A 24,816-nucleotide genomic window follows, 5' to 3' on the forward strand; every position below is an offset into this window, starting at 1 on the left:
CTGCCTGGGGGCGGTGTGCCGGGGATGACGCTGGATACCGTGGATAAGGTGCTTACAGGCCTGATAGTGCTTCTTATAATAGGCTATGTAGGGATCAACCTCGTGGCTCCTCTGCCCAGGTTCCTCGTGGGGGAGAACATTGTTCTAGCAGTGGCCTACGCCGCTGGTCTAGCCTGGCTGCTTAGGGGCTCGCGGGCCACCTACCCCTACCTCGTGGCCCTCGCCGGGTTCAACGCGGGAAGGGTGTCCAGGAGCGTGGTGGAGCCCACGGGGGCGCCGGGCAGGCTCGCCGCCCAGCACGTGCCGCTCCTCCTAGTAGTGCTGCTCGTGGCTCTTCTAGCGCTCTACCAGGATCTCCGTAAGAGGCAGTAGGGGCCGCGCCCCCGGGAGCCCCTGGTGGGAGGGTGTGCTCGTAGCCGGCGTGGACGCGGGCGCCACACGCACCAGGGCCCTCGTCTACGACACGGGCAGCGGCGGTGTTTGGGCCGGGAGCGCCGGGCCCGGGAACCCGGTGAACGTTGGGGCTGCCTCCGCGGGCGCGGCGGTGAGGGAGGCTGTGGAGGCCGCGCTCCGGGGCACGGGGCACCGGGCCAGCAGGGTCTCCCTGGTGGTCGCCGGGTTCGCGGGGCTCGACAGCAGGCTGCTGGCGGGGCAGCTAGCCGGGCTCATAGCCTCTGCGAGCGGCTACGGGGGCAGGCTGGTGGTTGAGCACGACGCCCATATAGCGCTCGTGCACGCCACGGGCGGCGGGCCCGGGGCACTGGTGATAGCTGGGACGGGGAGCATAGCCTACGCCCTCACCCCCCGGGGCGAGAGGATAATAGTCGGGGACCATGGCTGGCTCCTCGGCGACGAGGGCAGCGGCTTCTGGGTGGCCAGGGAGGCGCTCCGCACGCTCCTCCGGGCTCTAGACGGCCGCGGGGAGCACAGCTGCCTCACCAGGGTGCTCGCGTCTACCCTGGGCGTGACCAGTGGGGACGAGCTGGCCTACTGGTTCTACCTCACCCGGGGAAGGGTGGATAAGATAGCCTCGCTCGCGCCACGCGTGGCGGAGGCGGCAGAGGAGGGCTGCATGGAGGCTCGCAGCATCCTCGAGAGGGGCGCCGTGGAGCTGGCGGAGGCGGCCCGGGTCGCGGCGGAGAAGGCCGGGGCGGAGATCGTATACACCACCGGCTCTATGTTCAAGAGTAGGGTGTTCGCCGAAAGGTTCCGGAGGGAGCTCGAGGCCCACGGGATAGGGGTGAGCGGCAAAAGGGTCTACCCAGTGGTCGGGGCTCTCATGCTGGCGCTGGAGAGGCTTGGCCTGAGGCGGGAGAGGGACGCGGTAGCCGAAGACCCCGTGGTGCTGGAGGCCGCCAGAGGCCTCTACGAGCAACAGTAGGAGGGCAGATAGCCGCGCGGGCCCAGCTCCGCCCCGGGGAGAGGTGCTCAGGAACGGCTGCACTGGTCATAAGCTTCTGGGGAAAGGCTGCGCGGGCAAGACAGCCAAGGCTGGCAAGAATACTCAAAGAGGGGGCTGCATTGAGGCCTGCTGAGGAGGGAGGGGGAAAGGCTAGCGGCCCTTGAACCTCGGCTTCCTCTTCTCCAGGAATGCCGTCACACCCTCTACTACGTCCTCTGTGCTGAAGAGTAGGCCGAAGAGGCTGCTCTCCAGCGCCATGCCGGCCCATATGCTGGTCTCCATGCCTATTTGAACCGCGTACTTGGCCGTCATGAGCGCCAGCGGCGGCTTTTCCGCGAGCTTCAGTGCAAGCTGGCGGGCCTCATGCTCCAGCTTCTCGGGGGCACAACCCGGTCGACCAGCCCCATCCTGGCGGCCTCGCCGGCGGGCACCATGTCGCCGGTGTAGATCAGCTCCTTGGTGCGGCTCCTGCCTATCAGCCTGGGGAGCCGCTGGGTGCCGCCGGCGCCGGGTATGAATCCCAGGTTTATCTCGGGCTGGCCGAGCATAGCTGTCTCGCTGGCTATCCTGAAGTCGGCTGCCATGGCGAGTTCTAGGCCGCCGCCCAGGGTGTAGCCGTTTAGCGCTGCTATGATGGGCTTCGTATAGTACTCTATCTTGAAGAGGACCTCCTGGAACTTCCTAGAGTACATCATAGCCTTGACCGGCGAGATGCCCGCGAACGCCGTGATGTCAGCCCCTGCGCTGAAGGCGCGGCCGCTGCCAGTCAATACGACCACCCTTACCCTGTCATCCTCCTCCAGCTCGTCCAGCGCCTCGCTCAGCTCCCGCAGCATCTCGGGGAGAGGGGCTTGCCCGTCGCCACCGCGGGGCAGGCGTTGTGGCAGCGGGCGCACTGAGTGCAGGCGTCGTAGTCCATCCTCTGCTTCCAGGTAGTGTCGGACAGCTTCACCACGCCTATGGTGCCGCCCTCCTCGACCCTCTTCTCCGCGTCCGGGACCGGCCTAAACGCGGCGGGATGGTCGAGCCTGGAGTAGAGGGTGTTGAAAAGCCCGCTCACCACTATATGGGCCAGCTTGGTCCCCGGCAGGGCGGCTAGCATTAGAGCCGTTAGGGCCAGGTGCACCACTCTGGTCAGCGTGTAGAGCTCCAGGAAGCCGCCGGGTGCCAGGCGCTCCAGCAGCGGGGCCAGCAGGCGCCCGGAGAAGTCCCACCAGGGTATACCCTGGCGCATATGCGCAACCGCCGTCCCGGCATCGAGAACCATGCCGGTAACCACTATGAGCGCAAGCCAGAGAAGCACCAGATGGTCCTCGAGGCCCGTGGGCAGCCCCGGGGTTAGGCCTAGCAGACGGCGCAGCCAGGCAGCAACCACACCGGCTCAGGAGCAGGACGCCGCCGAGATTCACTAGCACCCTGAACACTGTGAATACCGGGCCGCTGGGGTACCGGGTCCCAGGCGGGCCGGCGAGATAGACCAGACCGGCCAGGAGCAGGAGGACGCCGCCCAAGTATATCAGCAGGTGTATCCCGCCACCCAGGGGCTGCCGGAGCACGCGCGACTGGAGCAGCCCCACGGCAGCCAGCCTGCGCAGCCTCTCCCCGAGACGGTCCCAGGGGAGCCGCTGCCCGCCGCGAGTCCACCGGGCTAGGTAACAGTAGAGCCCGTAGAGGAAAACCAGTAGGCTGCCCAGGACTACAATGCCGCGGAAAAGGTTGTACTCAGTTCCCTGCACCACCGGGTAGCGGAAGGGCCCGCCGGGGGTAACGTGGCAGGCCAGGCACCGGCCGCGCACCTCCCCCACAGTGGCTGCGGCAGCACCGAGGGGCCAAGACGCCAGGAGGGCCAGGGCTGGCAGCAGCCCATGCCGCACAAAGGTGCACCGGGTACAAGAGAGCCTTCAGGGCAGAGGCGGCGTTAAAAACACAACATGGCGTTCTCAGCCCCGGGGGAGGCGCCTGGCACGCACCAGGGTGATAGGGCCTCCCTAGAGCCCGGCGGAGCGCAGGCCGCCAGAGGCCGCGGGAGGATCCATTGTTCCGAGGGTGTGGCGCCGGGGGCGGGATTTGAACCCGCGCGGCCTGCGCGGCCACCGGCTCTCAAGGCCGGCCCCTTAGACCGCTCGGGCACCCCGGCGCCCAGGATGTGTATGAGCCCCTGTGCCCATGTAGAAGGGTCGGGAAGGCCCGGGGCTATTATTGGGTTAGCCCTGCGGGCTGAGGGGAGGAAACCCTGGGTCTGGAGGACCGGCTTGGAGGGGAAACAACCTAGCGGAGGCGTATCTCGATATAGACGTCCTCGGGGACGCGAACCCTCATTATCTGCCTCATAACCTTCTCATCCGCATCGAGTATCACTAGGCGCTTATGTATACGCAGCTCCCACTTGTCCCACTTCTTGGAGCCCTCGCCATGGGGCAGCCGGAGGGTCGGGACTATCAGCCTCTTCGTAGGCAGCGGTATAGGGCCGCGGATGCGGACCCCCGACTTCTGCGCAATCTTCTTGATCTGGTCTGTAACCATGTTTAGGTTCTCCACGTTAGTGCTCCAGAGCTTTATCTCGGCACGCTGCACCATAGCCTAGTGCCCCCTGGAGCTAGGCCTCGCTCTACACCGGTTTAAAGGGCTTACACGCCGGGGGCCGCCGGAGGGCAGGCCATACCCGCTAAGAGGACCAGCCAAGGGAGGCAAGGACAAGAGAGGACGCGTGGGCGGAGAGGGTTGCTGGGCTGTAGGAGGGGCTTAAAAACATGGCAGCTCCTTACTTCTTCTTTATCTCCACCTTGGCCGGCTTGACGTCGATCACTACGCCTATGCCGACAGTCTTACCCATATCCCTCATAGCGAAGCGGCCGAGCTGCGGGAATTCGCTGTACTTCTCAATCACCATAGGCTTGATAGGCTTGAACTTCACTATGGCGGCATCGCCCATCTTTAGGAACTGCGGGTTCTTCTCAACCACCTGGCCGGTCCTCGGGTCGAGCTTAGCCTGTATCTCCACTATCCTAGCAGCCACGCTGGCGGTGTGAGCATGTATCACCGGGCTGTAGCCGACGGTGATGGCGCTGGGATGCCATATCACGAATATCCTGGCGGTGAACTCCTCGGCGACGGTGGGCGGGTTGTCGGGGTGGCCCGCAACGTCGCCGCGCCTTATATCCTTCTTGGAGACGCCACGGACGTTGAAGCCTATGTTGTCGCCGGGCTCAGCCTGCTGTATGGGCTGGTGGTGCATCTCTATGCTGCGGACCTCGCCGACTACACCAGGCGGCATGAAGACTACCTTGTCGCCGACCTTCAGTACGCCGGTCTCGACGCGGCCGACAGGCACTGTGCCGACGCCAGGTATGGTGTAGACGTTCTGTATGGGTATCCTCAGGGGCTTGTCAATGGGCTTCTTGGGGGGCTGTATGTAGTTGTCGAGGGCCTCCACCAGGGTGGGGCCGTTGTACCAGGGCATGTTGGGACTGCGCTCTATCAGGTTCTCGCCGGTCCAGGCTGATACCGGTATGAAGGGTATCTGGTCCACCTTGTAGCCGAGGCCCTTCATGAACTTCTTGAGGACTGCTACTATCTGCTCGTACCTCTCCTTGCTGTAGTTTACATCGGGGGCATCCATCTTGTTAACGGCCACTATTATCTGGTCAATACCCATAGTCTTGGCGAGTATTAGGTGCTCGCGGGTCTGACCCTCAGCGCTCATACCGGCCTCGAACTCACCCTTCCTGGCAGACACGACTAGGATGGCGGCGTCGGCCTGGCTAGCACCAGTGATCATGTTCTTGATGAAGTCTCTGTGGCCAGGAGCATCAATGATGGTGAAGTAGTACTTCTTTGTCTCGAACTTCACGAAGCTGAGGTCTATAGTTACACCGCGCTCACGCTCCTCCTTGAGCCTGTCCATAAGCCAGGCAAACTTGAACGACTCCTTACCCTTCTTCTTAGCCTCCTCCTCCAGGGTCCTGAGGGTCTTCTCGTCGACGAAGCCTAGACGGAATAGCAGGTGGCCTACCAGGGTGCTCTTACCGTGGTCTACGTGGCCGATTACTACCAGGTTTATGTGGGGCTTCTGCTGGCTCATGGCCCTTCCCCCAGCACCTTCTCCTTTTCTTGCCGAGGGGCAGCTTCCGGGAAACGCTCTTATAAAGGTTTAGTGAAGAATGCTTAGTGGAGTACTCCGAGATGCTACCTGGAGCTTAGCGCTATCCTCTCAATCTCCTCCTTCCTGCGTATGGCGTAGCTCTTGGGGTCGTTGTTGGCTGCCGCTATTATCTCGTCGGCTAGGCATTCCTCTATAGGCTTGGGGTTGTTGAAGGCGCAAGACCTGGCTCCCTCGGTTAGGTGCTTCAATGCCACGTCCACACGGTGCTGGGGCGCCACGTCGACCGCTACGAAGTAGGTTATACCACCGTACATTATTCTTGTCACGTCCTCGCGGGGCGCCGAGTTCTCTATAGCGCGTACGAGTACCTGGATGGGGTTCTCGCCGGTGCGGAGGTATATGATCTCGAAGGCCTGCTTCACTATGTTGTAGGCTAGGTGCTTCTTACCCATATTGCGGCCGGGGCGCATTAGCTTGTTGATTAGCCTCTCAACTATAGGTACCTCGGACTTGCCGAAGCGGCGGTATTCGTGCCTGCCACCGGTATGCGGTAGCCAGACAGGCTTCAGGCTTATATAGCGTTTGAGCCCTGGGTCCCTAATCTCTATGCCCTCGAAGCCCCACTTCCCGAACAGCTTGATCCTGGCAGGATCCATGCCAGCCTTGAAAGACTTTTCCTGCTCGGCTACAGCCACAGCACCACCCGTGTAGAGGGCAGCCCAGCCGGCCCCCGGGTAAATTTAGGCTTGCAGCACACCGTCCTCTAGAGGGGGAGCATGCCCCAATGGCCTCTAGACCCGGGCACCGTGTAGAAGAGTAATAGAGCCTTGAAGCCCTGCACCAGGAGTCTCGGGGTTGAGCCGGAATGCCCCCACCCCGCTCCAGCGACGTCCTCCTCGAGGCCCGCAGCGTAACCGCCATGGTTATGCCGAACCCGCCACACATACCAGTAATAGTGCTGGAGCTCGAGGATGGCAGAGAGTTCACGCTCTACAACGTGCCCTTCGAGATAGTGCAGGCGCTCAACAGGCTGGAGGAGAACAGCGCTCCAATGCAGGAGAGAAGAGAGACAGTCTTCGACGTCCTCGCCGACCTCCGCTCGCTGATAGAGGAGCTGGGAAGACACCTCGAACAAGTGGTTATAGACGAGATAGACTACAGCACCTTCCTCTACACGGCCAAGGCCAGCTTCAACCTAGGAGGCCTCTACATGATACGGAGAATGGTGCCCAGTCACGCGATCTTCCTGGCAAGGCTATTCAAGAAACCCATCTACGTATCCAAGAGGCTCGTAGACGAGCAGGAGATGTATGAGAGGTCATCTAGCGAGGAAGGGGGAGAGGAGGACGAGGATGTAGAGCCTTAGACCCTCGAGGACCCTGCCCTCGGTTTCTTCCCAGCCGGGGAGTAAGCCCTCAGGGCGTAGCCTAAAACGCCGCTGAATGCAGTGAGGCTGAGGCAAGGAGGCGTGTGGGGGTCAGCGCTGCGGCTTCTGCTTGCGGCCCTCGAGTATAGCCTTCAGCGAGACCCCGTTGACGGTGACAACCTTGTAGCGTACACCCGGGATATCGCCCATGGAGCGGCCGCGGGGGCCGCCGATACCCTCTATCAGCACCTCGTCGTGCTCGTCCACTACTAGTAGCCCGCCGTCACCGGGCACGAAGGCTGTGACGACGCGGCCGTTCTTGACGAGCTGCACGCGGACGCACTTACGCACGGCGGAGTTCGGTTGGCGCGCCTCGACACCGACCTTCTCAAGCACTATCCCACGGGCCATAGGGGCGCCCTCGAGGGGGTCGTACTTCCTCTTAAGGCCCAGCATGCGTATCTTGAACTCGCGCTCGCTCCAGCGGAACTTGAGCCTCTTGCGCCTGAGCTTCCGCGCCGCGAACAGCCCGTTGGGGGACTTCTTGCCGGTCATGGTCCTGCACCCTCCCGTCTAGCCCCGGTGCTGGAAGCCAGGCTGGGGCGAGGGGTTATCTTATCTTTATCTCGTCTATGTCGAAGTACCGCTTCAGCACTATGCGGGCTACCGAGACCTTGCGGCCTCCCTTCCCTATCGCGCGGCCCTTATCGTTGGGGTCCACGGTGACGTAGAGTATCTTCCTCCCGTTGCGCTGCACCACCCTGACGCCTAGTATACGTGCGGGGGCGAAGAGGTTCTTCACCATGGCTTCTAGGTCGTCGGCGTACTCTACAACCTCTATCTCCTTGCCTAGGAGCTTACGCAGCCTATTGATGTTAGAGCCGCGCCTGCCGATAGCCTTGCCCGCGTCTCCGGGCCTAACCAGGAAGATCACGCGGTTGTTCTCGTTATCCACTATGCAGTCGCGTGCTATCGCTCCGGTGAGGTCCTGGAGGAGCGCCATGTAGCGCATCTCTTCAGCCGTCAGCTTTATATCCACCAAGGCCGACTACAGCACCTCCGCCCGCCTACTTCTCCTGCTTACCCTGGGCAGCCTCTATGAGGTCCAGTATACGGGAGCTGCCGGAGTCGAGGACTGCCAGGCTAGCTACCGTAAATGGCTTACCGCAGACGGCTCCGAGCTCTACACTCGTGCCCGGGTAGACGTAGACCGGTATACCGCCGAGCCTCGCGTAGTAGATAATATCGTTCCTTATCTCCGGCGGGGCGTTGGAGGCCACGATAACCGCCTTGGCCTTGCCGGTCTTAACGTAGCGCAGCGTCTTCCTCGAGCCTATCACAACCCTACCCGTCTTGAGCGCGTTTACAAGCTCCCTCTCTATATCCGTGACCTGGACCATGCTCACTGGGAGCCACCCCGCTGCTCGATCCTAGCCTGAGCCATGGCCTTTGCGAGCTGGGAGAGGTTCATACGTACCTCTACCATCCCGGTACCGACCCGTATCACGCCACCCACTATAACGCTCTCGGTCACCCCTAGGAGCTTGTCCACCTCACCCCTCGTAGCGGCGGCGAAGAGGTTCTGTGTAGTCATCTCGAACGCGGCCCTGGCCAGCGGGCTGGGCTTCTCGCCGCTCACACCGTGGCGGCCTATCTGCCTAACCCTCCCAGTCATGGTCATTATGTCCGCCACCAGCATTATGTGGCGTATATCCACGTCTAAGCCCTGCTCGTCCAGCACGTCCTTCATCTCCTTTATCAGCATTGCCCTGGCAGCTTCGATGCCGAGAACCTCCTCTATTTCGTGTATGTTGTTAGTGTACACCCTCCGTGGATCCACCCCGGGGACCTCAAGCACCTCCTTGAGGTTGCTGCCCTCGGTCACAAGGAAGTACTCCGTCCTGCCTTCCTCGTTGGTCATAGACTGTATTATCACACGCCTTATCTTCTTAATACCCTTGATCTTCGCATTGAGAACCTTCTCCCGCTTCTTCTGCAGGTCTATGAGGCTAAAGCCCTCGCTAGGCTCGAGCTGTATGTAGAACACCATGGGGTTCGAGGGATCCTGGTCCACCTTGCCCAGCTTCAGCCTCTCCAGGGTCTTCTTAACCTGGTCCACAGTGACGCCCTTGTCCTCGAGCATCACTGGGTCCAGGCGGAGGACTATGCGCAGGTTGGCCAGGTCTATGTCTATCTCCGAGGCCACGTTGACTATCCTGGTGTACTCTATCCTCCGCGCCACCTCCTTGGCCTTGTTCTCGTCGTAGCGGTGCTCCTCGTCGAGGTAGATGTACATTATGGGGGTGGAGGGCTCGCGGCGCGCGTCGACAAGCTCGATAAAACGTGGGAGGCCCAGGGTTACGTTGAACTCGCGGATGCCCGCGTAGTGGAAGGTACGTAGCGTCATCTGGGTGCCGGGCTCGCCTATGGACTGGGCCGCCACCGTGCCCACGGGCTCGCCCGGCTCCACCATGCTATACTCGTACTCGTCCAGCACATAGCGGATTATCTTCTCAGCCTCCTCCACCGTGAGGCCGTGCTTCTCGACGGTTTCGCGCAGCTTCCCCTCAAGCTCCTCGTATATGCGCTTGGGCAGCTTCTTGCGGGCCTCGGCCAGGTAGCCCTCTATGCGGGGCTTAAACTCCTCCCAGGAGTATATGAGGCCGTCCATGGCTTACACCCTCCAGCCTATCACACGCTCTATCTCCCGGTCTATATCCACGGCCTTCCCGTGCGCGCTCTTCATCGGGTCCACCCCGTCTTCGCCATACACGAGCTGCACGACCTCTCCCTGCGGAGTCCTAACCGTGCCATCATACTCCACGCGCAGGTCCTGCAGCGCGTTGACCAGCCTTCTCTGCATGTAGCCGCTCTGCGAGGTGCGCACAGCAGTGTCAACTAGGCCCTCGCGGCCACCAGCTGCGTGGAAGAACACCTCCAGCGGCGAGAGGCCGTCATAGAAGCTGGAGTAGACGAAGCCCCTCGCCGCCGGCCCCAGGTCGCCGGGCTTAAAGTGCGGCAGGAACCTGCCACGGTAGCCGCGGTGTATGCGCTCGCCACGCACCGACTGCTGGCCCAGCAGGGCGGCCATCTGGGTGATGTTCAGCTCGTTGCCCCTGGCGCCGGTACGAGCCATTATGTATACGTTGTTGAATGGGTCTAGGTAGTCTACCACCACGTCCTCTACCTTCTTACGGGCGTCGGACAGCACGTCAAGTATGCGCAGCTCCAGCGACTCCTCGAGAGTGCGGCCGGGCACGGGCTCTAGCTTGCCCTGCTTGTATATCTCGATCAGCTCGTATACCTTCTTCTCGGCCTCGCGGAGTATCTCGCGGATCTTCTCCTTGGCCTCCTTGGGCAGCGCCACGTCGTCGACTGTCATCGTGAAGCCTCTCTTCTCTATGAACCTTATGAACATCTTGAACATGTTGTCGTACACGTAGCGGGCATAGTCGGTACCATACTCCTTGATAAGCCAGTGCATCATATTCTTGGGCTGTTCTGCTCCAATAGCCTTCTTATCGAGCACACCGGTGAGCAGCTCACCCTCCTTAATGGTTATGAACGAGTCGTTCCAGCACCACTCGTCCTCGCAGAGGAAGATGCCGGCAGCCACGCGCGCCTTGCTGCGGAAGTTGAAGTCCTTGGGCAGGAACAGGCTCACCAGCTGCTTGCCGGTCCACCTCTTCTTTGGGGAGAGTATCGCCGGCTCTGGTATCTCACCGCGGTAGCCGGCGGCCGAGAGCAGGTCTACCACGTCCTCCTGGCTGAGGAGCGTCGCCTTGCTCGTGAGCAGATAGGCGCCGCTAATGTAGTCCTGCAGGCCGCCTATTATCGGGCCGCCGTAGCGCGGGGATAGTATGTGGTACTGCACCAGCATCAGCTCGCGGGCCTCCGCCTGCGCCTCCTCGGTGCGCGGCACGTGGAGGTTCATCTCGTCGCCGTCGAAGTCGGCGTTGTAGGGTGGGCATACTAGCAGGTTGATGCGGAAGGTCTTGCCCGGTAGAACCTTCACTACATGAGCCATTATGGACATGCGGTGGAGGCTAGGCTGCCGGTTGAAGAGCACTATATCGCCGTCCTTGAGGTGCCTCTCCACATACCAGCCGGGCTCAAGCATCTCTGCTATACGCTTCCTATCAGCGTAGCGCAGGTCTATCTTCCTGCCGTCCTTGGTTATCACGTAGTTGGCGCCGGGCCAGCGGTCAGGCCCGTTGAGCACGTAGCGGCGCATCTCCTCCAGGTTCCAGGGGGTCACCGGCACCCTCACGGTCAGGGTCTTCGCTATAGCTTCGGGCACGCCGACCTCGTTGATGCTGATGTTCGGGTCGGGGGAGATCACAGTGCGGGCGGAGTAGTCGACACGCTTGCCGCTGAGGTTGCCGCGGAACCTGCCCTCCTTGCCCTTGAGCCTCTGGGCCAGGCCCTTCAACGGCCTACCGCCACGGTGCCTGGCCACTGGTATGCGGGGCAGCTCGTTATCTATGTAGGTGGCCACGTGGTACTGGAGGAGAAGCCAGTGCTCATCTATCAGCGCCTGGGGCGCACCACTCTCCAGCAGCTCCCGGAGCCTCTCGTTGGTACGCACTATGTCCGCGAGCTTGTGGGTGAGGTCGTCCTCAGCCCTTATACCGGTCTCCAGCACTATTGAGGGCCTCACATGTATCGGCGGCACCGGGAGCACCGTGAGGACCATCCACTCCGGCCTAGCCTCCTGCGGGTCCAGGCCCAGGAGCCTCGCGTCATCATTGGATATCCTCTCGAGCCGTGTCCTCACCTCCAGCGGGTTCAGCTGTACACGGCCCTCCGGGCGCTCCTCGTAGAAGCTGTAGGGCTTCTCAAGGACTATCTTGTACTGGCGCTCGCCGCAGTGGGGGCACTCGGTGACCTTGGCGGCCTTCTTCTTAACAACGGTGACGAGGAGCTGCGCCAGCAGGGGCCAGCGCTGCTCCAGCCTCTCGAGCAGGCGGAGGTAGCGCTGCAGCTCGTTCTCCGGGAGCAGGAGGCGGCCGCAGCGCCTACATGTGGCGCGGAGGGCATCATAGATGTAGCGGACAAACCCGACGTGGATGACTGGCCGGGCTAGCTCTATGTGGCCGAAGTGGCCGGGGCAGTGTTTCGCGTCATTGCCGCAGGTGAGGCAGATCTGCCCCGGGGCTATGGCGCCTAGCCTCGGGTCCATAAGGCCGCCCTGTATCGGGCGGCCGTCCTCGTCGTAGAGATCGCTGGTGACTATGGCTGTTACTGACATCCGGCGTATCTCGTCGGGGGATAGTATGCCGAACTTTATCTCCTTGATTATCTTCTCCTCGACTACCATGGTTACTCACCCTGCGGCTTCCACTCGTGCTTAGGGGCGAGCCGGAGCCTGGGCATCACACACATGCTCATAAGCTCCTGGAGGAGTAGCTTGAACGCGTAGGGGACAACAACCGCGGATATCTTGCCCTTGTCGCCGTGTATCGGGCAGATGTACTTCCTCTTGTTCCGGTCGAACCAGGCTATGTGGCCACACTTCTCGCAGACGTACATCACGTACTTGTCGCTGCTCTCCAGCATACGCTCGCGAAGCAGCATAGCCGCTCCATGGCCGATAAGGCAGTCGCGCTCCATCTCGCCGAACCTCAAGCCGCCCTCACGGGCACGGCCCTCGGTGGGCTGGCGGGTGAGCACCTGCACCGGCCCCCTGGCGCGGGCGTGCATCTTATCCGCTACCATGTGGTGCAGCTTCTGGTAGTACACGATGCCCACCAGTATCGGGTTCCGGAGCAGCTCACCAGTGCGGCCATCATACATTAGCTCGGTGCCGTCGGGGGCATAGCCGGCCTTCAGCAGCTCTATCCTAAGGTTCTCTATAGGCTCCTTGGCGAAGGGCGTCCCGTCCACGAACCTGCCGTATATGGCCGCGTACTTGCCCGCTATGGCCTCGAAGAGCTGGCCGAGGGTCATACGCGAGGGGAACGCGTGGGGGTTGATTATTAGATCCGGCGTTATACCATCCTCCGTGAACGGCATATCGTACTGGGGTATGAGCATGCCTATGACTCCCTTCTGGCCATGGCGGGAGGCGAACTTGTCGCCCAGCTCAGGTATGCGCTGATCGCGGACACGCACCTTGACTAGCCGGGAGCCCTCGATGTTCTCAGTTAGTATCACCGTGTCGACATAGCCCTTCTCGCCGTGCCTCATGGTCACCGAGGTGTCGCGGCGCCTCACTGAGACCGTGCCGAACTCGCGGTACTCCTCCATGAACCTCGGCGGACTGGTTTTGCCTATAAGCACCTCCCCGCCGGCAACCTCCACCTCGGGGCTTATGATGCCGTCAGCATCTAGCTTGCGGTACATCTCCGGAGGCTTTGAGCCCTCTACACTTGTGTCGGGCTTCTCTATCCTGTCGCTCAAGCCGCCCGCGTAGCGGCGCTCCTCAGTGGCGTATAGCCGGAAGAAGGTGGAGCGGGCTAGGCCGCGCTCTATCGAGGACTTATTCATTATGATGGCGTCCTCTATGTTGTAGCCGGTGAACGACATGACAGCAACTATCATGTTCTGGCCGGCGGGGCGGTCGTTAAAGCCCATCACGTCAAGTGTGCGGGTCTGCACCAGAGGCTTCTCCGGGTAGTGGAGCAGGTGGGCACGCGTATCGACACGTATCTGGAAGTTGGCAGCATAGAGGCCCAGAGCCTGCTTGGCCATAGCCGCCTGGTAGGTGTTACGCGGCGACTGGTTGTGCTCCGCGTAGGGTATGACGCTGGCGGTCACACCCATGATGGCAGCAGGCCATATCTCCATGTGGGTGTGCTCGGGGGTGAGATCCTCCGGGTTCAGGGCTATGTAGGTGTTCTCCTCCTCCTCCGCGTCCAGCATCTCCACCACGCCGTGGCGGAGGAGGTCGGTGAATCTCCACTCTCCCCTACGCAGCTTCTCGGCGTGCTCGGGGCTGTAGACGAGCCTACCCTTCTCCGCTACGAAGACTGGGCGGAGTATCCTGCCGGGATCGGTGTTTATATAGACCTCGTTGATGTACTTGGTCTTGTAGAGCGACACGTTCACATCGGGCGGGAGCTTGCCGCTGCGCCGCAGGCTCCGGATCTCCCTAGCCAGGGCCTCGCCGTCGGGATGGTAGCCTATCAACCTACCATTGAGGAACACCTTGCTCCACTGCTGCAGCTCCGGCGGGTAGTAGCCGGCCTTACGCACCTCGTTAAACAGCGTAACCGCGTCCTGGACGCCTAGCTCGAAGAGCAGCCTCTCTACCTCCTTCTCGTCGGCGCCAGGCGAGACGTACGCCATTAGCGCGAGGTTCTTGACAAGGCCACAGTTGGGGCCCTCAGGGGTCTCGAAGGGGCATATTCTGCCCCACTGGGTGCCGTGCACATCACGGGCCTCGAAGTGGGGCTGGCTGCGGCTGAGCTGGGATACTACGCGGCGGAGGTGGCTGAGCATCGAGAGCCAGTTGGTGCGGTCCAGTATCTGGCTTACGCCGGTCCTCTGCCCGGGCCAGTTGCCGGTGGCGAGAGCCTCCCGCAGCCTATTGGTTATAATATCGGAGCGTATGATCATCCTGACTGTCGCGTGCCTGCCGCGGGCACGGAGCTTTTCCAGCTGCTGCCTAATATCGTAGGCAAGGGCTCTCATGGCTATACGGAACACCATAGCTATGAGGTCGCCGGCTAGGAGGATACGCTTGTTGGCATAGTGGTCTTTATCGTCCTCCTCGCGGCGGCCCAGCACATACTCTAGGAGCTTAGCGGCCATCTGGCCCAGGAAGAGGGCCTTCCGCAGCCGGTCCTCCGGCCGGGTACCGATGTGGGGCAGGAGTATGTGGTCAAGCGCCCTCTCGGCCACGCGTATACGCTGGTCCCTAGGCTTGCCTATACCCTCGCGGAACCTGCTACCCACGAAGTCTAGCGCGTCCTCCACCGTGTTTATCGCGCGCGCCTGCTCAAGGGAGGGGATAAGCGTCTGCTGTATCTGCGGGTCAGGGCTAACTGCCAGCACTATATCGCGGTCGCTCTCGAGCCCGAGGGCACGCATCACTATAGCGAAGGGTATCTTGCTTAGCGCACGGCTCATGGATATGTGAAGCGTGCCGTCCTTATGCATATCAAGTATTAGCTGGTACCTCGCACCTGCATAGGAGGAGATCACCTTAGCGGTGTAAACGGCGCTTCCCGTGCCGGCCCTGGCCTTACCAACCAGTATCCTGTTGAGCGCCTGATCCTCCTGCATAACCACTACACGTTCCGAGCCATTGATTATGAAGTAGCCGCCAGGGTCGCGCGGGTCCTCGCCAGCCTCTACGAGTATGCGCTCACACTCCTCCCTGGGCCTGCCCTCGTAGAAGCAGCGGGCCAGCGGATCCGCCTTGGAGCGGAGCATTATGGGGAGGAAGCCTAGTATAACGTCCTCCGGCTCCCTCTCTATCCCGTTCTCTACTATCACCACCTTGGCCTTTATCGGGGCCGCGTAGGTGAGGTCGCGTATACGGCACTCCATCGGGGTGACTGGGTGTTCGCTGCCGTCACTCTCTATGACCATTGGCTCGCCTAGCTCCACGTCCACTATACGTACCTCGTACTCCCTCCTCGGTGTAGATATAACGCCAAATTCCTTAACTATTTCCTTCAGCTCCTTCTCTACGAACCTGTTGTAGGAGTCTATATGCTGCTTCACGAGCCCGAACTCGTCTATAAAGGATTTCATTACAAGCCATCTATCCTCAGCACTGGGAAATGTCTGCTGAGCCAGAACACATCACCCCCACCACACGGCATGAGAGCGGGCAGGGATGGAGACGCGCAGAGGGTGAAGTGAAGGCCTAAGCATGACAATGCACCGGAAGGCCTAGTAGCCTACAACATAGCGGTACACAACCACCTCTCCCGAGGTAGGGCTCTTCCTGTAAATCCTCACAATGTCACCGGGCTTAGCCCCTATAGCCCTGGCTACAGGGTCTGTGACACGAAGCCAAGGCAGCTGCTCCGGCCTCACACCCAGCTCACGCAGTATACGCGCCGCCTCCTCCGGGGGCACAATCTCATGCCGAGGTACCAGGTCATGCTCTAATATGTTAAACTTCTTCTGCCGTGCCACGAGCTACACCCCTCGAGGGGCTTGAGGCGGGCGAGGGGTCGATGGAGCCCCAACACCCGGCGGCTAGCGGAGACGGGTTCTGTTAACCTTCTTGTTCATCCAGGAGTAGCGGCGGAGCCTTCTGCTCCTACCGTAGCCGCAGGCGGCGCAGTAGCCCTTGGCGACGTTGTAGGAGTGGCGGCCGCAGCGGGGGCAGCGTATGTGGGTGTAATTCTTACTCATCTTGCCGAACGAGGGGGTGCCTTTACTCACTGCCATCACCCTTTTTAGCTGCAGGCTTCTAGGGCACTAGAACTGCGCCGGCGATATGAGCAGCACAGTGTCGCCGCGTATAACTATAGTGCCGAGCTTCCTAGTCCTACCATCCTCGTATATTTCCTCAGCATCCTCAAGCACTAGATTCAGGTGCTGGTCATAGCTCTTCAGCTTGCCCCTGACCTCGTTGGTGCCCTTAAGCTTCACTAGAACTATGCTACCTATGCTGTCGCCGAGCACGCGGTGCGTCGTCTCAGCCATAGTCCTGCCCACCCCGGAGCCCGAAGCAGGTCCAGGGGGCTTTATAGGGAATTCCCCTACATTCCACGCCACGCCGGTGGAGGATATCATGCGCAGATGGCAGCTCTCCAAGAAGGATAAGCGGCTGCTGCTGCAACGCCTCCGGGAGCTTTACCCTCGCTTCGACGTGTCCAGGTTCAGCAGTATAGAGATAGCGGTAGAAGACGGTATTAAGCTCTTCGTATTCGACGGGGTGCCCGCCTTCATAGAGGCCAGCAGGGTCCTGATTCCACACCTGCGGCTTCTCCTGCGCCATGGCTACCGGGACTGGCTACCCTACATAGTGGTCGATCAGGGCGCCGTTAAGCCTATCTCACGCGGCGCCGACTTGATGAGGCCCGGGATAGAGAGCATAGCCTCGGAGTTCGATAAGGACGCTATAGTGGTAATAGTGGAGCCTTCGAGGCTCCTGCCCCTTGCAGTGCACAGGGCGCTCTACAACAGCAGCGAAATAAAGGAGATGGAGAAGGGGCGCGTTACAGAGAGCCTCCACCATCTAGGGGACAGGTACTGGAAGCTGGCTGAAAACCTCTAGACCTGGCCCGCCACGTATAGGGAGTCGAGCACTGAGGGCGTGTAGATCCTCACGTCTGGCGGCAAGCCTAGCTTCCGGCTCCTCCTTCTTATAGTCTCTGCCAGAGAGCGTATAGCATTGGGCTCGCCATGGTTGAGTATGATGTTGCGGGGCTTCGGCCTCATATGCTCTAGGAAGTTGAGGAGCTGCTTCCTGTCAGAGTGGCCCGAGAAGCCCTCGATGGGCACCACCTCCATGTTGATCCTCACCAGCTCGAGCTTGCCATCCTCGCCAACCATCGCTATATTCCTCTCGCCATCAAGTATCCTTCTGCCGAGGGTGCCTTTAGCCTGGTAGCTGACGAACACCAGCGCATTCCTCGGGTCACCCGCCAGCATGCGGAGATACTCCACCGAGGGACCTCCCTCAAGCATGCCCGACGGCGCTAGTATTACCGCGGGCTCGTTAGACTTAGCTATCTCCTCGCGCATCCGTTTATTCTCAATCTTTATTATATTATCATGATAAAATGGGTTCTCGTCACGGAGTATCCCAGCCCTCACACTGGGGGACAGCAGCTCTGGGTAGGTGAGATGTATCGCCGTAACCTCCCTAATGCTACCGTCAATATACACCTTGGTCTCCTTGGGCAGGCGGCTCTTCCTAAGCGCATCAGCCAGCACAAGTAGTATCTCCTGCGCACGGCCTACAGCCAGCACTGGTATGAGCACCTTCCCGCCGCGGGACACTGTCCGGCTTATGACCTCCAATAGCTCTGTCTCAGCCTTCTCCCTGGGAGGCTGGCCACGATCCCCATAAGTGCTCTCCATTATCAATGTCTCGACCCTCGGGAACACTGTGTTGGCCTTGTCCAGGAGCCTCGTCCTAGCATACTTCATGTCTCCGGTGTAGACTATGTTATGGAGCCCCTCACCTATGTGCAAATGGGCCATAGCCGAGCCGAGGATATGCCCTGCATTGTAGAAGGTGAGCTTAACATCGGGCGCTATGTCCGTGACCTCCCCGTACTCGAGCGGAATCGTGTGGAGAATCATCTTCTTGACCTCGTGCTGGGAATAAGGCGGCCGCTGCCCGTTTCTCTGCATTATATCCAGCAGGTCCAGCTGGAGAATCACCATGAGGTCTCTGGTGGGCTTGGTAGCGTAGACGGGGCCGCGGTACCCGTACTTGAAGAGGTAGGGGACCAGGCCTACATGGTCTAGATGGGCATGAGTCACGACTATGGCGTCGAGCTCCTCTGGCTTAAGCTGGTCCACGTCTATACGCGGGTACAGGTCATAGCCGCTGCCGCCAGGGTTTATACCCAGGTCGAGGAGGATGCGGCTCTCGCTAGTCTCGACAAGTATAGCGGAGCGGCCTACCTCCATGAAGCCGCCGAGGGCTGTTATCCTTACATACCTGTTCTCGAACACCACTCCTCGATGTATGCGTTCTCCGCTGCTCCGTAGGAAGCTTAGCCTATAACTGCTCTGCGAAAGCATGTAGTCTACAATCCTGTTTATTGTCTTCATGTCCCGCTCATCGACTGGAGGCACTCTTATGACATTCATTCTCCAGCCCGTCTCCGCCAGCACCTTGTTGTATATCGAGCGGCCCTTACCGTAGACCAGGCCAACCTTCCGAGCCTTGATTATAACCTCTCCAAGAACTTCATCAAACTTTATTTCCTGTATACCTGCCTCCTCCGGGACGAGCTGCTTAATCACCTCCTCAGTTTCTCTCTTACTCCTCCTTATTGAGGGATCTGTGCGCAGCACTATCCTCTTCTTCAGCTTCTTAGCTATACCCTTAGCTATATCGGGATGCTCAGCAAGCACCTTGGGGTTCTTTACATATATCGCTATCTCTGGCCCTTCGAACTCTATACGGGATATTTGGATATCCCTAGGCGCTAGCTGGGACATTATGGTTAACACTATGTTCTTTACCTCACTCCTCCTGTACAAGACCAGATGCACCCCATTAAGCATTAGGGAGGCCTGCACCAAAGCGCCTAGAGGCTTGCCGCAAATGCGTGCCGCAGAGAGCGACACCTCTCATGAAGGCTCCACACCGGGCACCGGCCAACGTGGCGACTAAGGCACGAGCCTAGGTAAACCCGGAGGGAAGACGGAGGGCGCTCTCCGCCCAAGACGACTACGAGGCGGCTTGACTGCGTAAAGCACGGCGCCATATGGTAAGCGAAAAGTGTCATTGACATGGTCCTTACAATATGGGCCGCACGGTAGAGGTGTCGCGGACCCCTCCTTTATAATCTTTTTGTGCATGCTGCTGCTTCGGCGCTAGAGCATTTATGCTCTCTCCAGTTTCAATGCCTCCTCAATAGTGTAGTGGTACTCCTGATAGAATCCTTTACCTATAGCCACGATGTCTATACCATTGCCGCTGAAGGCGTCCCTGCGGGTGGCCGACAGCACGGCGCGGCGCGCCAGGCTCACAGCGTCTTCAAGGCTCATATCCTCTCTATAACCGTCCTCTATAACACCTATCGCCGTGGGCGAGCCTGAGCCCGTGGCTACGTATCTCTCCTCTGTCATGCTGCCAAACCAGTCTATGTTATAGAGCCTGGGCCTGTCGTCGTAGCCCCCTAGGAGGAGCTGCACTATGTAGGGGTAGAGGCGGGACGAGTGGAGTATAGCTGCGAGGTACTGGGCTGCGGCGCTCACGCTCATCCTCTTGCCTGTGACCATTGAGTAGTAGTGGAGGTGGCTTGAGAGCCACTCTGCGAGCATCTGGGCATCGGCGACGAGCCCTGCGGTGGTCACGGCCATGTAGTCGGCTATCCTAATGATCTTGCGGGTCCGCTTATGAGCCACATAGTAGCCTGCTGTGGCTCTACGGTCAGCTGCTAGTACCACATAATCCCTTACTCGTAGCCCTACAGTGGTTGTGCCGTGCAGGCCCTTCTCCAGAGCCGCGGCTAGCCTCTCCTCGCCGGGTAGGCGGCGCTGCAGCAAAACTCCTCTACCATGCTAACAAGCGTGGGTGAAGACCGGGAGTTTAATACTATATCCGCGGATTGGCGGCTATAGCTTGCAGGCGGGGCCTGGAGGCGGGATGCTGCACTCCATAGAGCTGCCCTCGAGAATAATCATAGGGAGCAACGCGCTGAGGTCTCTGCGCGAGCTGGTAGAGGCGTTTGGCGCTAGGGGCGCCGCGGCCGTCGTCATCACGGGGCCGAACGTGTGGAGAAAGTATGGCGAGAGGCTCCGCTCGGTCCTCGAGGACGTTGTGGAGCTCGAGGCCCTGGAGGCTCGAGAACCTAGTGTAGACTACGCTGAGCGGCTGAGTAGCGAGGCTGCAGAGCGCTCGCCTAGGCTGGTCATAGGGTTTGGCGGGGGTAAGTCGGTGGACCTGGCTAAGTATGTTGCCCACAAGTTAGGGGTGCCGCTCATCAGTGTGCCTACGAGCCCGTCCCATGACGGGATTGCTTCACCATTCGCCTCGCTCCGGGGCCTCAATAAGCCCTTCTCGGTTCGAAGCGCGACGCCAGCAGCTATAGTCGCGGATATAGATATAATCGCGTCGGCCCCGCTACGGCTTATCAGGGCTGGCGCGGGAGACCTGGTGGCCAAGCTTACCGCGATAAGGGACTGGAGGCTCGCGCACCGGCTGAAGGGCGAGTACTACGGCGAGTACGCGGCTAAGCTGGCCCTTCTCTCGGCTAAGCATGTGATGGAGTACGCTGCTGAGATAGGTAGAGGGTCTAAGGAGGCTGTCCGTGTTCTGGTGGAGGGGCTTGTGAGTAGTGGTGTAGCTATGTGTATAGCCGGCTCTACGAGGCCTGCCAGTGGCTCCGAGCACCTCTTTAGCCATGCACTCGACCTGCTAGCGCCAGGCAGGGCGCTACACGGGGAACAGGTGGCGCTTGGAACAATAATGATGATGTATCTCCATGGCGGCGACTGGAGGCAGGTAAGGAAAACCCTTATGAAACTCGGGCTCCCCGTGAGGGCCCGCGATCTCGGCATAGACGATGAGACTGTGATAAAGGCTCTAACCATGGCCCACAAGCTTAGGCCAGAGAGGTACACAATACTCGGGGAGACTGGGCTAACCTGGGAGGCCGCCGAGAGGCTAGCGAGAGTAACGGGTGTGATAGACTAGCCGCCGGTGAAGTCCTCGATCCTCCTTAGGCCCTTCTTGAGCTGTCTAGGCGACACGGCGCCTTCGTCAAGCATTCTAGCCAGGCGTTTCGATATCTTATCCGCATAGTGGGTTGGGAGCGGGAGTTTTGTGCCGCGGAGGAGGCTGAGAACCACCTGGAGCGCCGAGCCAAGATCTATATAGGCGCCTGGGCTCACGTATATCGGGTTCCTCGTCCTCCTACTCGGAAGCACCACATAGGCCATACGCCGGCTCTCATCATCAACGAGGTAGCCTAGAACACAGGGGTGGCTGCTGCAGCTGCTAGGATCCTGCACGCGGATCTCGGAGCCGTGGAGCCTTTTCTTAGCGACACCCACTGTGGGCTTACCTATCGCCAGCCCTACATGTGTCGCTATGCCCGCCCTCCGGGGGTGAGAGATCCCGTGGCCATCTACGATTGCTAGGTCAAAGTCCTCTCTAAGGTGCTGGACGGCCGTGTAGAAGAGGGGGGCTTCACGGAAAGCGAGGAGGCCGGGGATGTATTCGAGCGCCGGCTCGCCCAGGGCCACGGAGTAGTCTAGCAGCCGTCCACTGGCCGTGTCGACGAGCGCTGCTACAGCAAGCCCGCCGTACCTCCTCGAATAAGCCGCGTCTAGCCCCACTGCTCTCCGTGGAGGCCTTGGTAGCGGTTGGAGGGTCTTCCAGACCCTGCTCGCTATCCTATACTGTATCTCCATGAGCCTTTCTATGCTCGGGTACGGGTTTCTCATGGATAGCCCCTACGGTGGGCCGGAGCTAGAGCCTTATGGACTCATCCTTGGACTCCACGCCTTTATCGGTCCGCTTTATCACGAGCAGGTCAATGCCATCGCCCGATATGGCGTCGCGCGCTATGGCGGCCTTTATAGCGTCTATGGCTAGCTGCCTGGCCGCGTCAGCGTCGAGGTCGCTGCGGTAATCCTTCTCGAGCACGCCTATAGCTACCGGGGCGCCCGAGCCTATAGCCGCATAGTCGTCCTCTATCAGCGAGCCCAGCGGGTCCATCACGTAGAGCCGGGGGGTGCCGTCCGGCTCTATGCCGCCTATCAGCGTCTCGGAGAGGAATGGGAAGTACTTGTTCGAGTATAGTATGTTTGCTAGGAGCTTGGCAGCCGCTCTAACGCTCATGCGTCTACCCACTACCAGGCTATGGTACTCAATCTCCGCTCTCAGCATCTTACTTATTGCCTGCATATCGGCGAACAGCCCCGCCAGGGCTATGCCTATATAATCGGTTATCTTGTAGACTTTCTTGCCCGACTTGCTTACTATGAAGCCTCCATAGCTTATACGCTTCTCCGCAGCGAGAACCACGTAGTCCTTGCCCCGTATGCCGACAGCAGTTGCGCCAGCGTAGTCCTGGTAACTCATGCTTCCCAGCACCCAGTGGACGGGAGCCACTACATGAGCTTAAATCGTATTCGCCGTCGCCGTGGCCCCCCTACAGCACTAGAATACTTTCGGTTTACCCGGTGCCATACGTGTACCAGAATCCTGCAACCATCTTATGGAGCCACCATCCGAAGGCCAAGCCGGGGTGCAGCCCTCATTGAGTAGCCGCGAGTACCAGAACTACTACACGGCAAGCACTACCAGGAGGTGCCCCCACTGCGGCTCCGAACAACTAGTCCTCGACCCCCAGCAGGGTATACTCGTCTGCCGCAGCTGCGGCGCCGTGATAGACGATACCGTATTCGACGCAACACCTCACAACGCAGCCCCTATCCAAGGGGGCGAGCCTGCTAGGCTAACGCAGACGGAGAGAAGCAGAGTTAGGCTAACAGTTCTACAAGTCTCCATTACACGCCGCTTATCAAGGATGCTCGACACGATAGATATCGGTGACCTACTAGACTACGCTAATACAAATACGGTTGAAATAATCGAGTTGTACAAGACCCCCTGCATCAAGAAGCTCTTGAAGTCCCTCCATAAGCCGGAGGAGAGGAAAGCCGCGCTGGAGGCAGCAGTGGCTCTGAGAAAGGGTGACTACCCCCTAGCCTCGATGCTCGCAAGCCAGTACAGGGTAGGCAGGAGGAAGATGAAGCTTATCATACGCAGAGTCATGGAGTGCCTAGGCATAGCGAGAGCCATGGAGGCTCTGGCTACAGCCTAGGCCGGAGAGGTGGTGGGGCCGCCGGGATTTGAACCCGGGACCACGGGGGATCCTGCCGTCCAGGGCCCTGCGCCTAGCCCTGGAGCGGTCCCAAGCCCCGCATCCTGCCAAGCTAGACGACGGCCCCGTCCGGCTGCCCCGGAGGCTGGGGCTCCAGGATCCAGGGGGTTAACTGCTCTCATGCCCCTATAGACCCCTATAGAGCGGGGAGGATGAGGCGGGAGGGCGGGTTAATGGTAGCCGGGCGGGGATTCGAACCCCGGTCACGGGGGCCAGAGCCCCGCATCCTTGACCGCTAGACGACCCGGCTACCCACCCTCGCAGCCATGTCAACCCCCAATGGCTCGCGGTTTTTAGCGTTACCGGGTATCACACGGGTATAAGCATTGACGAGATGCTGTGCCTTCACCCCTCGGGCGCCATGCTGGTCTAGTGGTTAAGCAGGTATCACGGGCAGAGATACACTCTGGGAGTCTTCCATGGCGCTGCAGGAGCTGAGGATAGTAGCGCCTCTGGCAACAATTCACTCGCTCTACTATATCGCGGGGCTCCTGGGCTGGCGGCATGGCTATAGCTTTAGGCTGACCCCTAGGGGGCCGTTTAGCAGAAGGCTCGAGGAGGACCTAGCGGCGGGCAGGGCTCCCAGGCCGCCGAGAAGCGTGGCAAGGAGGCTACGGCTGCTTGTGTCGAGGCTCTGCAGCGGCAGCGGGGACTACTGCGGGCAACGCATCGTTGTAGCGGCGCTGCTAGCGGCCTACTCAAGACTATATCCGCCACCCAGGAGCCCTGTAGACTACTACCTCCAGACACATCCCGGCGTGGATCCATCGGTTGTCAGGAGGGTTGCCTCAATCCTGGCCTCGCTAGGCATTATACAAGAGGCGGGGAAAGAATCATAACCCCCGATAGAGTGTCGAGGATTAAAGGGCATGGAGGGGAAGGCCGGGTAGTGCCGCCGTAGCTCAGCCTGGTTAGAGCGCCGGACTCATACGGGACGCCCCGGTCCACCGGAGTCGGCCGCGGGGGTCCCTGGGGGATCCGGCGGTCCCGGGTTCGAATCCCGGCGGCGGCACCACGCAGCATCCCCCGGGACCCCTACACCCATCCCCTACCTTCTCTGGCCGCGTCTTCCCCCAGCAGGGCCCGGGTGTCCAGCGTCTTGAGGAGCATGGAGCGGGTAGTTAGGCCGCCTGGGGGAAAGACTCTTGAGATAGCACTCCAGCTGGACGACGGCTGTAGGGTTAGCCAGGTATCTATTACGGGCGACTTCTTCGTCTACCCTCCCGAGGCCCTTGAAGCGCTGGAGGATGCGCTCAGAGGCTGCAGCAGCACTAGCTGCATAACCAAGGCCGTGAGGCAGACGGCAGAGAGAGCCGAGGCGCTTGGCTTCACTTGGAGCCAGCTTGCGGCAGCGCTTACACGCATGTATGACGAAGCCTGCAGCGCTCCTAGCAGCAGGCAGCCCCCTTAGCCAGGCCTCCGGACTGCAGGCGCGGCTGTCTGCTGGAGAGGGCGGCGG

At 60.4% G+C, this 24,816-nt stretch carries 25 protein-coding genes, 4 tRNA genes and 1 pseudogene; 9 read left to right on the forward strand and 21 right to left on the reverse strand.

From position 1 onward, the window contains the following. The first annotated feature begins 24 nt into the window (after positions 1 to 24). Together CF15_RS02095 and CF15_RS02100 are read left to right on the forward strand one after the other, a co-directional pair. Positions 25 to 372, forward strand: coding sequence for a hypothetical protein (locus CF15_RS02095; protein ID WP_201783071.1), 348 nt, complete (start codon positions 25 to 27; stop codon positions 370 to 372). A gap of 34 nt (positions 373 to 406) precedes the next feature. Further along, positions 407 to 1,381, forward strand: coding sequence for a BadF/BadG/BcrA/BcrD ATPase family protein (locus CF15_RS02100; RefSeq protein WP_058370316.1), 975 nt, complete (start codon positions 407 to 409; stop codon positions 1,379 to 1,381). Positions 1,382 to 1,552: 171 nt separating this feature from the next. On the opposite strand, the pseudogene CF15_RS02105 reads toward CF15_RS02100, so the two are convergent. From CF15_RS02105 to CF15_RS02130, 6 genes and pseudogenes are all read right to left on the reverse strand, one after another. Beyond that, a pseudogene (locus tag CF15_RS02105) lies at positions 1,553 to 2,244 on the reverse strand (enoyl-CoA hydratase/isomerase family protein); the annotation flags it as partial. Then, positions 2,223 to 2,777, reverse strand: a complete 555-nt coding sequence (locus CF15_RS02110; RefSeq protein WP_058370318.1) for a hypothetical protein — start codon at positions 2,775 to 2,777, stop codon at positions 2,223 to 2,225. The gene CF15_RS02110 and the pseudogene CF15_RS02105, both read right to left, overlap by 22 nt. A gap of 674 nt (positions 2,778 to 3,451) precedes the next feature. After that, a tRNA-Ser gene (locus CF15_RS02115) sits at positions 3,452 to 3,539 on the reverse strand. A 131-nt stretch (positions 3,540 to 3,670) separates the two neighbouring features. Next, positions 3,671 to 3,979: a 30S ribosomal protein S10 gene (gene rpsJ, locus CF15_RS02120; protein ID WP_058370319.1), complete on the reverse strand. Its 309-nt coding sequence runs from the start codon at positions 3,977 to 3,979 to the stop codon at positions 3,671 to 3,673. Between the two features lie 184 nt (positions 3,980 to 4,163). Beyond that, complete coding sequence (tuf, locus tag CF15_RS02125; RefSeq protein WP_058370320.1) at positions 4,164 to 5,483, reverse strand: translation elongation factor EF-1 subunit alpha; 1,320 nt, start codon at positions 5,481 to 5,483, stop codon at positions 4,164 to 4,166. A 104-nt stretch (positions 5,484 to 5,587) separates the two neighbouring features. Continuing rightward, positions 5,588 to 6,160, reverse strand: coding sequence for a 30S ribosomal protein S7 (locus CF15_RS02130; RefSeq protein ID WP_058371345.1), 573 nt, complete (start codon positions 6,158 to 6,160; stop codon positions 5,588 to 5,590). Positions 6,161 to 6,369: 209 nt separating this feature from the next. Here CF15_RS02130 and CF15_RS02135 point away from each other — a divergent pair, with 209 nt between their 5' ends. After that, a complete protein-coding gene (locus CF15_RS02135) occupies positions 6,370 to 6,870 on the forward strand; it encodes a bifunctional nuclease family protein (protein WP_058370321.1) in 501 nt (166 codons plus the stop codon). Between the two features lie 111 nt (positions 6,871 to 6,981). Here CF15_RS02135 and CF15_RS02140 read toward each other — a convergent pair whose 3' ends face one another. From CF15_RS02140 to CF15_RS02180, 9 genes are all read right to left on the reverse strand, one after another. Further along, positions 6,982 to 7,425 (reverse strand): 30S ribosomal protein S12, encoded by a 444-nt coding sequence (locus tag CF15_RS02140; protein WP_058370322.1) that lies wholly within the window; start codon positions 7,423 to 7,425, stop codon positions 6,982 to 6,984. A 55-nt stretch (positions 7,426 to 7,480) separates the two neighbouring features. Next, positions 7,481 to 7,912: a NusA-like transcription termination signal-binding factor gene (locus tag CF15_RS02145; RefSeq protein ID WP_058370323.1), complete on the reverse strand. Its 432-nt coding sequence runs from the start codon at positions 7,910 to 7,912 to the stop codon at positions 7,481 to 7,483. 25 nt (positions 7,913 to 7,937) lie between these two features. Continuing rightward, positions 7,938 to 8,270, reverse strand: a complete 333-nt coding sequence (locus CF15_RS02150) for a 50S ribosomal protein L30e (RefSeq protein WP_058371346.1) — start codon at positions 8,268 to 8,270, stop codon at positions 7,938 to 7,940. Between the two features lie 2 nt (positions 8,271 to 8,272). After that, entirely contained in the window at positions 8,273 to 9,541 is a 1,269-nt protein-coding gene (rpoA2, locus tag CF15_RS02155) for a DNA-directed RNA polymerase subunit A'' (RefSeq protein ID WP_058370324.1), read from the reverse strand. A gap of 3 nt (positions 9,542 to 9,544) precedes the next feature. Beyond that, positions 9,545 to 12,190: a DNA-directed RNA polymerase subunit A' gene (gene rpoA1 / locus CF15_RS02160; protein WP_058370325.1), complete on the reverse strand. Its 2,646-nt coding sequence runs from the start codon at positions 12,188 to 12,190 to the stop codon at positions 9,545 to 9,547. A 2-nt stretch (positions 12,191 to 12,192) separates the two neighbouring features. Further along, entirely contained in the window at positions 12,193 to 15,573 is a 3,381-nt protein-coding gene (locus tag CF15_RS02165) for a DNA-directed RNA polymerase subunit B (protein WP_058370326.1), read from the reverse strand. A 141-nt stretch (positions 15,574 to 15,714) separates the two neighbouring features. Continuing rightward, positions 15,715 to 15,963, reverse strand: coding sequence for a DNA-directed RNA polymerase subunit H (locus CF15_RS02170; protein ID WP_058370327.1), 249 nt, complete (start codon positions 15,961 to 15,963; stop codon positions 15,715 to 15,717). Between the two features lie 63 nt (positions 15,964 to 16,026). Beyond that, positions 16,027 to 16,215 carry a 50S ribosomal protein L37e gene (locus CF15_RS02175; protein ID WP_058370328.1) on the reverse strand — a complete coding sequence of 63 codons (189 nt, stop codon included), beginning with the start codon at positions 16,213 to 16,215 and terminating at the stop codon, positions 16,027 to 16,029. 36 nt (positions 16,216 to 16,251) lie between these two features. Next, positions 16,252 to 16,479, reverse strand: a complete 228-nt coding sequence (locus CF15_RS02180; protein ID WP_058370329.1) for an LSM domain-containing protein — start codon at positions 16,477 to 16,479, stop codon at positions 16,252 to 16,254. Positions 16,480 to 16,567: 88 nt separating this feature from the next. Between CF15_RS02180 and CF15_RS02185 the strand changes: the two genes are divergently transcribed. Further along, the gene (locus tag CF15_RS02185) at positions 16,568 to 17,053 is read left to right on the forward strand and encodes a DUF1947 domain-containing protein (RefSeq protein WP_058370330.1); all 486 of its coding nucleotides are present in this window, start codon (positions 16,568 to 16,570) and stop codon (positions 17,051 to 17,053) included. Here the strand turns inward: CF15_RS02185 and CF15_RS02190 are convergent. Together CF15_RS02190 and psmB (CF15_RS02195) are read right to left on the reverse strand one after the other, a co-directional pair. Further along, positions 17,050 to 19,023 (reverse strand): beta-CASP ribonuclease aCPSF1, encoded by a 1,974-nt coding sequence (locus CF15_RS02190; RefSeq protein WP_168371352.1) that lies wholly within the window; start codon positions 19,021 to 19,023, stop codon positions 17,050 to 17,052. The genes CF15_RS02185 and CF15_RS02190 overlap by 4 nt on opposite strands. A 321-nt stretch (positions 19,024 to 19,344) precedes the next feature. After that, positions 19,345 to 20,010 (reverse strand): archaeal proteasome endopeptidase complex subunit beta, encoded by a 666-nt coding sequence (psmB, locus tag CF15_RS02195; RefSeq protein WP_338052268.1) that lies wholly within the window; start codon positions 20,008 to 20,010, stop codon positions 19,345 to 19,347. 100 nt (positions 20,011 to 20,110) lie between these two features. On the opposite strand from psmB (CF15_RS02195), the gene CF15_RS02200 reads away from it, so the two are divergent. Further along, a complete protein-coding gene (locus CF15_RS02200) occupies positions 20,111 to 21,160 on the forward strand; it encodes an NAD(P)-dependent glycerol-1-phosphate dehydrogenase (RefSeq protein WP_058370332.1) in 1,050 nt (349 codons plus the stop codon). Here CF15_RS02200 and CF15_RS02205 read toward each other — a convergent pair. Both CF15_RS02205 and psmB (CF15_RS02210) read right to left on the reverse strand, forming a co-directional pair. Continuing rightward, complete coding sequence (locus CF15_RS02205; protein ID WP_058370333.1) at positions 21,157 to 21,912, reverse strand: endonuclease V; 756 nt, start codon at positions 21,910 to 21,912, stop codon at positions 21,157 to 21,159. The two genes, CF15_RS02200 and CF15_RS02205, sit on opposite strands and share 4 nt — an antisense overlap. Positions 21,913 to 21,937: 25 nt before the next feature. Next, positions 21,938 to 22,552 (reverse strand): archaeal proteasome endopeptidase complex subunit beta, encoded by a 615-nt coding sequence (gene psmB, locus CF15_RS02210; RefSeq protein WP_058370334.1) that lies wholly within the window; start codon positions 22,550 to 22,552, stop codon positions 21,938 to 21,940. A gap of 178 nt (positions 22,553 to 22,730) precedes the next feature. On the opposite strand from psmB (CF15_RS02210), the gene CF15_RS02215 reads away from it, so the two are divergent. Continuing rightward, entirely contained in the window at positions 22,731 to 23,297 is a 567-nt protein-coding gene (locus CF15_RS02215; protein ID WP_058370335.1) for a TFIIB-type zinc ribbon-containing protein, read from the forward strand. Between the two features lie 10 nt (positions 23,298 to 23,307). Here CF15_RS02215 and CF15_RS02220 read toward each other — a convergent pair. Together CF15_RS02220 and CF15_RS02225 are read right to left on the reverse strand one after the other, a co-directional pair. Next, positions 23,308 to 23,424: transfer RNA gene (locus CF15_RS02220), tRNA-Pro, on the reverse strand. A gap of 107 nt (positions 23,425 to 23,531) precedes the next feature. Continuing rightward, positions 23,532 to 23,607 (reverse strand) — tRNA-Gln (locus CF15_RS02225). Positions 23,608 to 23,776: 169 nt separating this feature from the next. Here CF15_RS02225 and CF15_RS02230 point away from each other — a divergent pair. The 3 genes from CF15_RS02230 (at position 23,777) to CF15_RS02240 (ending at position 24,768) form a co-directional block, all read left to right on the forward strand. Then, on the forward strand, positions 23,777 to 24,196 hold the full coding sequence (locus CF15_RS02230) for a hypothetical protein (protein ID WP_058370336.1): 420 nt from the start codon (positions 23,777 to 23,779) through the stop codon (positions 24,194 to 24,196). A 52-nt stretch (positions 24,197 to 24,248) separates the two neighbouring features. Beyond that, positions 24,249 to 24,372: transfer RNA gene (locus CF15_RS02235), tRNA-Met, on the forward strand. A 72-nt stretch (positions 24,373 to 24,444) separates the two neighbouring features. Beyond that, the gene (locus tag CF15_RS02240) at positions 24,445 to 24,768 is read left to right on the forward strand and encodes a lipoate protein ligase C-terminal domain-containing protein (protein WP_168371214.1); all 324 of its coding nucleotides are present in this window, start codon (positions 24,445 to 24,447) and stop codon (positions 24,766 to 24,768) included. The last annotated feature ends 48 nt before the right edge of the window (positions 24,769 to 24,816 follow it).

The organism is Pyrodictium occultum (assembly GCF_001462395.1).
Taxonomy (GTDB): Archaea; Thermoproteota; Thermoprotei_A; order Sulfolobales; family Pyrodictiaceae; genus Pyrodictium; species Pyrodictium occultum.